General features: G+C 31.7%; 8 protein-coding genes and 1 pseudogene. 4 read left to right on the plus strand and 5 right to left on the minus strand.

The window, feature by feature from the left end; all coding sequences use genetic code 11:
- Nucleotides 1-155 precede the first annotated feature (155 nt).
- A complete protein-coding gene (locus B3578_RS03950; RefSeq protein WP_280037360.1) occupies nt 156-641 on the minus strand; it encodes a TlpA family protein disulfide reductase in 486 nt (161 codons plus the stop codon).
- A gap of 117 nt (nt 642-758) precedes the next feature.
- On the opposite strand from B3578_RS03950, the gene B3578_RS03955 reads away from it, so the two are divergent.
- Complete coding sequence (locus tag B3578_RS03955; protein ID WP_125350185.1) at nt 759-1226, plus strand: DUF4268 domain-containing protein; 468 nt, start codon at nt 759-761, stop codon at nt 1224-1226.
- Between the two features lie 41 nt (nt 1227-1267).
- Here the strand turns inward: B3578_RS03955 and B3578_RS03960 are convergent, their stop codons facing one another.
- Complete coding sequence (locus B3578_RS03960) at nt 1268-2119, minus strand: ATP cone domain-containing protein (RefSeq protein ID WP_125350186.1); 852 nt, start codon at nt 2117-2119, stop codon at nt 1268-1270.
- 110 nt (nt 2120-2229) lie between these two features.
- Between B3578_RS03960 and B3578_RS03965 the strand changes: the two genes are divergently transcribed.
- Complete coding sequence (locus B3578_RS03965; protein ID WP_291047092.1) at nt 2230-2814, plus strand: PhnA domain-containing protein; 585 nt, start codon at nt 2230-2232, stop codon at nt 2812-2814.
- Nucleotides 2815-2858: 44 nt separating this feature from the next.
- Here B3578_RS03965 and B3578_RS03970 read toward each other — a convergent pair whose 3' ends face one another.
- The 3 genes from B3578_RS03970 to menA form a co-directional block, all read right to left on the minus strand.
- Nucleotides 2859-4490: an ABC-F family ATP-binding cassette domain-containing protein gene (locus B3578_RS03970; protein WP_291047093.1), complete on the minus strand. Its 1632-nt coding sequence runs from the start codon at nt 4488-4490 to the stop codon at nt 2859-2861.
- A 105-nt stretch (nt 4491-4595) separates the two neighbouring features.
- On the minus strand, nt 4596-5276 hold the full coding sequence (locus tag B3578_RS03975) for a metal-dependent hydrolase (RefSeq protein ID WP_038332212.1): 681 nt from the start codon (nt 5274-5276) through the stop codon (nt 4596-4598).
- Nucleotides 5277-5293: 17 nt separating this feature from the next.
- Complete coding sequence (gene menA / locus B3578_RS03980) at nt 5294-6220, minus strand: 1,4-dihydroxy-2-naphthoate octaprenyltransferase (RefSeq protein WP_114999711.1); 927 nt, start codon at nt 6218-6220, stop codon at nt 5294-5296.
- Nucleotides 6221-6308: 88 nt separating this feature from the next.
- Here menA and B3578_RS03985 point away from each other — a divergent pair, with 88 nt between their 5' ends.
- Both B3578_RS03985 and B3578_RS03990 read left to right on the plus strand, forming a co-directional pair.
- Entirely contained in the window at nt 6309-7154 is an 846-nt protein-coding gene (locus B3578_RS03985) for a glycoside hydrolase family 25 protein (RefSeq protein ID WP_114999709.1), read from the plus strand.
- 253 nt (nt 7155-7407) lie between these two features.
- A pseudogene (locus B3578_RS03990) lies at nt 7408-7692 on the plus strand (IS982 family transposase); the annotation flags it as partial.

Raw genomic sequence — 7692 nt, forward strand, 5'->3', positions numbered from 1 at the left:
TTATTTAATTAGTGTTATTTAATTAGTGTCTACTAAAAATACAATAATATTTATTAAAAACATGAATAAAATCATATTTTAACAATAGAAACAATTACAGGTACATAATAGTTTGCAAGAATGGAAGTTAAATTGAAAAAATATCACATCTGATTTTATGGAAGAATTTCATTGATTTCATCCTCCAGTTCGTATTTGGTCATGGCTTGATCATGAAAAACAACTTTTTCTCCTTTATTGTAAATAATTGTAACAGGAATATTTCCACCCCACTTGGAATCGAAAGAAGGAATCCATTCATTCATCCGCTTGGTGTCATCCAGTAAAACAACTTCTGTATTGATGTGATAATCTGTTATAAATTTCTTTACTTTATCCAATACTTTTGGTCGATCCAAAGATACCAACAGCATTTTGAAATTGGGATTGTCTTTGTATTTTTCATTAATTTCCATAAATGCAGGAATTTCTTCAACGCAAGGAGCACACCATGTTGCCCAAAAATTAACGACAACAACTTGATCTTTATAAGTTGTGATTTTTTCGTGTAAAGCTTCATATTTTACAGTTTCCACAGATTGTGCATTTACAGTAGAAAAAGCCAAAATTCCCATTAAACCAAGGAAAGAAAATAGTTTCATATTTACTTTTTAAAAATATTTGTTCAAATGTAATAGAACAAGAATCAATCCAAGCTATTTTTCTCGAAATTTTGTTGAATAGAATATTAAACCGATTTTTGTAAAAAAATAATCAATTTGTTTTCAAAAGAAGATGCTTATCGCATAAAAAAGGATTTTTGGATTTCGTATGGAACGTATATGAAATTGCAGATGAATGCCGAAGGAACGCGTATTAATTGGATAAATTACAAAACGGATATAAAAGGTGTTTATTTTAGAACGGATGTCGAACGCAAGTTTGCAGAGGTTTCGATTGAAATTTCGCATCCAGATCCGTCAGTTCAACTGATGATCTATGAACAGTTTGAGGAATATGAAAATGTTTTGGAAAATTATCTTGGCGAAAAATGGATTTGGACAAAAGAAGATTATGACGAAGACGGAAAAATGATTTCGACAATAAAAATACGTTTAGAAAACATTAGTATTTTTAGAGAAACCGATTGGCCGCAAATTATTCCGTTCCTAAAAGATCGAATGATTAATTTGGATGAATTTTGGTGCGATCACAAAGATAGTTTTGAGATTTTTAAAGAATTATAAAGCAAAAGAAGCTCAATATTGAGCTTCTTTTTTATTTCATTTTAAGCAATTTCGCACGTAAAATTCTCGATTTCTAACAATTCATTCGTTTCTTCCAAAACTTCGTTTCGTTGTTCTTGAGACAAATTTAATGAATCTAAAAACTTATTATTTTGTTTTAAATCTTTCACCAAAATACATTCTTTTGACAAAAGAACTTTTTCTTGCTCTGGCGTCAAAGTCGTTAAACATGTAATTGGATACAAAGCCGCATTATCAACCAAATATTTGATACTATTTGTTTCTGGATAATCCCAAGAAATTAATCCAATTCCATAATAATTTGCAAAATCTATACTATCAGTTGTCAAATAAGCATTTGTTACCAAGAAACCTTTTGTTGGTTTCATATCTCGTCCAAAAAAATGATACGTATGACCTTCTACATCTTTCATTCGTGATAAAAAATACATCGGTGTTGTCACCGAAATTTTGGCATCTTCGTCATTTCTAAATTTACATTCGCAAAAAAGTAACTGATCACCTTTAGAAGCCACCACATCTATTTCGTGCGTTACCGCATTTCCTTGTACAATTTCTGAATGCAAAGATTGATATCCTGCCGCTTGCATCACTTTTCCAATCCACTTTTCGAAATAGTATCCTTCTGGTCCCAAATCTCGCAAAGCTCTTTTCAAGCTATAACGCGCCGCATACGAATTTCTATAATTTTTGAGATGGGCAAAAGCAATTTTATACAATTCTCTTGTCGGAATACCCTCGTAAAGATCTTTCGAAACTAATTCGAAAACTTCTTCAACTTCCTCTTTTTTTGCGCCAGATTTCGTTAATGAACGTTTTAAAGCTTTTGGATTATATGGAATTAACTCACCTGAGTTTTTCTTTACTAACATATTTTAAGGTTGAATTTTATTCTTAACGAATTTAAATAATTCTGATTAAAAATCCTTAAAAGTTTAAATTCTAAATAAAGGTTATCTTTGCAAAGCTTTAAAATCAACATATGAAATTAGAAACATTTTTACAAGAAAGAAGTGGCAACCAATGTGAGTTGACAGGATTTACAGAGGATTTAGCTATTTATGAAGTGAATCCTGATGCAAGTAGTAATCCTGATCGAAATGTTTACATTACACAAAAATGTATCAACCAAATTGAAAAGAAAGAGGAATTAGATGCTTCTTTTTGGGAATCATTTTTACTTTCTTCTATGTGGAGCGAAGTTCCTGCCGTACAAGTGCTTTCTTGGCGAATGCTAAATCGCTTTAGAAACGAATCTTGGGCTGCTGATGCTTTAGACATGATGTATTTAGATGACGAAAATATGGAGTGGGCAAAAGCTTCTGGCGATCACGAAGGTGACGGAAGTGTGGATTTGCACAAAGATAGCAATGGAAATATTTTGGTGAATGGAGATACGGTGACATTGATTAAAGATTTGGATGTAAAAGGTTCTTCTATCAATGCAAAAATTGGAACTGCTGTTCGAAACATTCGTTTAGTTCATGATAATACCGAACAAATTGAAGGAAAAGTTGACGGACAATTAATCGTTATTTTAACGAAATTCGTGAAAAAACAAGCATAAAAAAATCCACTCAGTTGAGTGGATTTTTTGTTTTTATCTAAAATTTACTTTTCTATTTCTTTCAAGTTTTCCATTTTCTTTGTTGCAAGAAAACCTTTGATATCTTCGAAATGTTCTTTGACACGTTTATTTCCAAATTCGAAAACTTTCTCTGCCAATCCATCTAGGAAATCACGATCGTGAGAAACTAAAATTACTGTTCCTTCAAATTCTTTCAACGCATCTTTGATAATATCCTTTGTTTTCATATCCAAGTGATTTGTTGGCTCATCTAAAATCAAGACATTATAAGGTTCTAACAACAATTTTACCATTGCCAAACGTGTTTTTTCTCCTCCAGAAAGCACTTTTACTTTCTTATCGATATCATCACCTTTGAACATGAATGCACCCAAAATATTTTTAATTTGTGTTCTGATATCACCTTCTGCAATGCGATCTACAGTTTCGAAAATAGTTAAATCTTCATCTAATAAAGCAGCTTGATTTTGAGCAAAATATCCGATTTGTGCATTATGACCAATTTCTAATTTTCCTTCAAAATCAATTTCATTCATAATCGCTTTAATCATTGTTGATTTTCCTTCACCATTTTTCCCAACCAACGCCACTTTTTGTCCTCGTTCGATGACCATATTTGCATCCTTAAACACAATATGATCACCATACGATTTATCTAAATTTTCGACTACAACAGGATATTGCCCAGAACGTGCAGCCGCAGGGAATTTCAATTTCAAAGCTGAAGTATCAACCTCATCAACCTCGATAATATCTAACTTTTCTAACATACGAACGCGTGATTGTACTTGTTCTGTTTTAGAGAAAGTTCCGCGAAAACGTTCGATAAATAATTTATTTTCGGCTATGAATTTTTGTTGCTCATCATAAGCTTTTTGCTGATGAATTCTACGATCTTGACGCAACACTAAATAGTCAGAATATTTGGCTTTGTAATCATAAATTCGTCCCATTGTAACTTCAATAGTGCGATTTGTAATATTATCGACAAACGTGCGGTCGTGCGAAATCACCATAACAGCTTTGGCTTGATTTTTCAAGAAATCCTCTAACCATTGAATTGATTCGATATCCAAGTGGTTTGTAGGCTCATCTAATAAAATCAAATCAGGTTTACGCAAAAGAATTTTAGCCAATTCGATTCGCATACGCCAACCTCCCGAAAACTCAGAAGTTGATCGATCCAAATCTTCTTGCGCAAATCCCATTCCTTTCAAAACCTTTTCCACTTCGGCTTCGTAATTTACTTCTTCTATCGAATAAAATTTTTCACTGACTTCCGAAACGCGTTCGATTAGCTTCATATAATCATCACTTTCGTAATCAGTTCGTACAGTTAATTGCTCATTTAATTCATCAATTTCATTCTTCATTGATAAATATTCAGCAAAAGCTTTTGACGTTTCTTCGCGAACAGAACAATTATCTTCGGTTAACAAATGTTGCGGCAAATATGCAATTACCGCATCTTTTGGTGCTGAAATATTTCCCAAAGAAGGTTTATTGATTCCTGCAACAATCTTAAGTAAAGTAGATTTTCCTGCACCATTTTTACCCATTAAGGCAATTTTGTCATTTTCATTTATCACAAAACTAACTCCACTAAACAACGTTGAAGAACCGAATTGAACGGCAATATCATTAACTGTAATCATAAATTTTATCGAATAATTGCGGCAAAGATAATCTTTTTCAACCGAGATCAAATCAATAAAAAAGCTTGAGATTATCTCGAGCTTTTATATATTGTAAAGAATTTCTTAAACCGTTAAATCTTCGCCAATTTCTAATAAAATCAATTGAATATGACGCGAAAAGAAAATAGATTTCGCTTCTGCTTTATCAATTTTAATTGGTGGAAAAGTATCATAATGATAACCCAAAACCTTAGTTGCTTGCACATATTCTGCCGCAATAGAAGCACTTTTTGCCCCCATCGTAAAATTATCTCCGATTGGTAAAATTGCTAAATCAAGTTGTCCAATTGTATCCGGAATCAACTTCATTTCGTATGTCAAAGCTGTATCACCAGCGATGTAAACTCGCTTTCCTTCACTTTCGATAATGTAACCATTTGGATCTCCTCCATATGTTCCATCAGCAAATGAACTCGAATGAAATGCAATTGTAGATTGAATCGAACCAAAATCAAAACTAAATTTACCACCTGTATTCATTCCGTGTGCTTTTAAACCTCTTTCCGAATAATAAGAAGCAATTTCTGCATTCGAAATAATCAAAGCTCCTGTACGTTTTGCCAATTCTTCCACATCATACACATGATCTTGATGCGCATGCGTAATAACAATATAATCCGCTTTTAAACTTTCGAAATCGATATTCTTTGCTAATTCATTTGGTGTAATAAATGGATCAACAATAATGTGTTTACCGTTTGCTTCAATCGCAAGCGAGGCATGTCCTAAATATTGAATTTTCATTATATATTTTTTTGTGATTAACGAATTAAAGTATCAATAAAATCGAAACCGATTAAACTATATCCTAATAATACAGCGAAAAATAAAGCTAACATTGCTACTTGTTTCAAGAATGGATCGAAATCTTTAGGATCTTTTACTGCAAAAATTTGACGACGAATGGCGTTCGCAAAAAAGATTAAAATTAAAAATACAAAACCAGATAATTTACCTTGTTTAAGTGGTGACATCGTTACATATAATGCGCTTAATGCGAACGGAATCGTCATTAAAGCCATTTGGTAATATTTACTTTTTTGAAAACCTAATTTTGATGCAACAGTAATTTTATTGTTTTTGACATCATTTTTCACATCTCGCATATTGTTCAAATTTAGCACTGCTACACTCCAACATCCCATCGAAGCTGCAGGTAATAAAATTTGCCATTGAAAAACTTTAGAATATAAAAATTCTCCACCAGCAACAGCTAAAATCCCAAAGAATAAGAACACAAAAACATCACCTAAACCAATATATCCGTATGGTTTTTTTCCCATTGTATAAGCCATTGCTGCAAAAATAGACGCAACTCCCAGTCCAAGAAAAATGTAAATATATTTCATATCATTTGGATAAAAAGATACATACAACAATGCTGAAACGCAAGCTAAAGAAATTGCAACCATAATTCCAATAGCTATTTTCATTTGGTTTTGAGTTATCAATCCAGATGCTACAGCACGCTGCTCTCCTACTCTATTTGCGTCCGTTCCTTTTACCGCATCGCCATAATCATTCGCGAAATTTGATAAAATTTGGAAAGCCAAAGTTGTTAAAAGAGATAAGAAAAATATATCATTTCGAAAAATTCCTTCTGATTTTGCAATAAATCCAGCCAATAATAATCCACTCAAAGAAAGTGGTAATGTGCGAAGCCTTGCGGCTAATATCCATTTTTTCATACTGAACAAAGATAATGAAGATTTTACTTTTTTTATCATCTAAAATTGAAGTAATATTGCATAGAATTTATCTATTTCAACTACTAAAATGCCTCGTAAAAAGAAAACACAACAATCTATTTTTAGTACATTAAAAAAAATCAAACTTTCGACTTATGTGATTAGTTTACTGATTTTGTGCGTTGTTTATTTTACATATCGTTATCGTCATGGTATTCATTACTATTTTTCGGTTGTAGAAAAATCGTTGAAAGGCGAAAAATTGGTTGATGGTAAAGTCACAAAATTTGATATCCGAAATATTGAGGTGATGGATAAATATTATCTCAAAACTTTTGGTGTTGATGTTTCGCATTATCAAGGAAAAATTGATTGGACGAAAATGCATACGATTTACAATTTATATCCGATAAATTTTGCTTTTATCCGTTCTACAATGGGAACTTCGTCTATTGATGAGACTTTTGAGGATAATTGGGAAGGTGCAAAAGAAAATAATATTTTGCGTGGTGCTTATCATTTTTATCGTCCAGATGAAAACTCTACTTTACAAGCACAAAATTTTATTGCAAAAGTAAAATTAGAAAATGGTGATTTGCCTCCAGTTTTGGATATTGAAACCTTACCGAAAACACAATCCATGGATCGTTTAGTCGAAGGAATCAAGAATTGGTGCAAAATTGTTGAAGAGCATTACGATATCAAACCGATTATTTATACATCAGATAAATATTTTGAAGATTATTTACAAGATCATTTTGATGGTTATATTATTTGGATTGCCAATTACAATTTTTGGGTCCAAGAAATGAAAGGGCATTGGGATTTTTGGCAATTTACCGAAAAAGCAACCATAGATGGTGTAAAACGTTATAAAGTTGATGTGAATATCTACAACGGGACCATTGATGATTTAGAAGGTTTGACGCTTTAGAAAATTAATGAATCAATTTTACAGCTCCTTTTTCATCATAAATCAATGTATCTTTTCTTATCATTAAAATAGTATTTTCTTCAATTATAGGGTAAAAATAACAATACTCGCAATCTTCATCAGGTATCATTATACTGTCTGAGTATGATTTATTTTTATTAATTTCTACCTGTTGTGCATTTTGATTAATAAAGAATAAAGTTGTTCATTTGATTGAAAATCAGTAAATTGTTTTAACTACAAAACATTTACAATGAACAACTTACTTGCAAATTACGAAAGAATATTGGAAGTTCTACGAAAAATATCAACTGATACACTTTTAATTTATCAACGTAGAAGACCTAAACTTTTTGATTTAGAACTCATAAGTCTTGTCTTAACTGCTGAATTTATGGGTATTGATAGTGAAAATCATTTATTTCGAAATCTTCCTAATGCGTTAAGTTGTAAAATTGAACGTAGTATTTATAATCGTAGAAAACGTAGATTATCAGAGCAAATTAATAGTATTCGCCTCAAATTAGCGAAAGAATTT

The sequence above is a fragment of the Empedobacter sp. UBA1574 genome (genome assembly GCF_002322895.1).
GTDB classification, from domain to species: domain Bacteria; phylum Bacteroidota; class Bacteroidia; order Flavobacteriales; family Weeksellaceae; genus Empedobacter; species Empedobacter falsenii_B.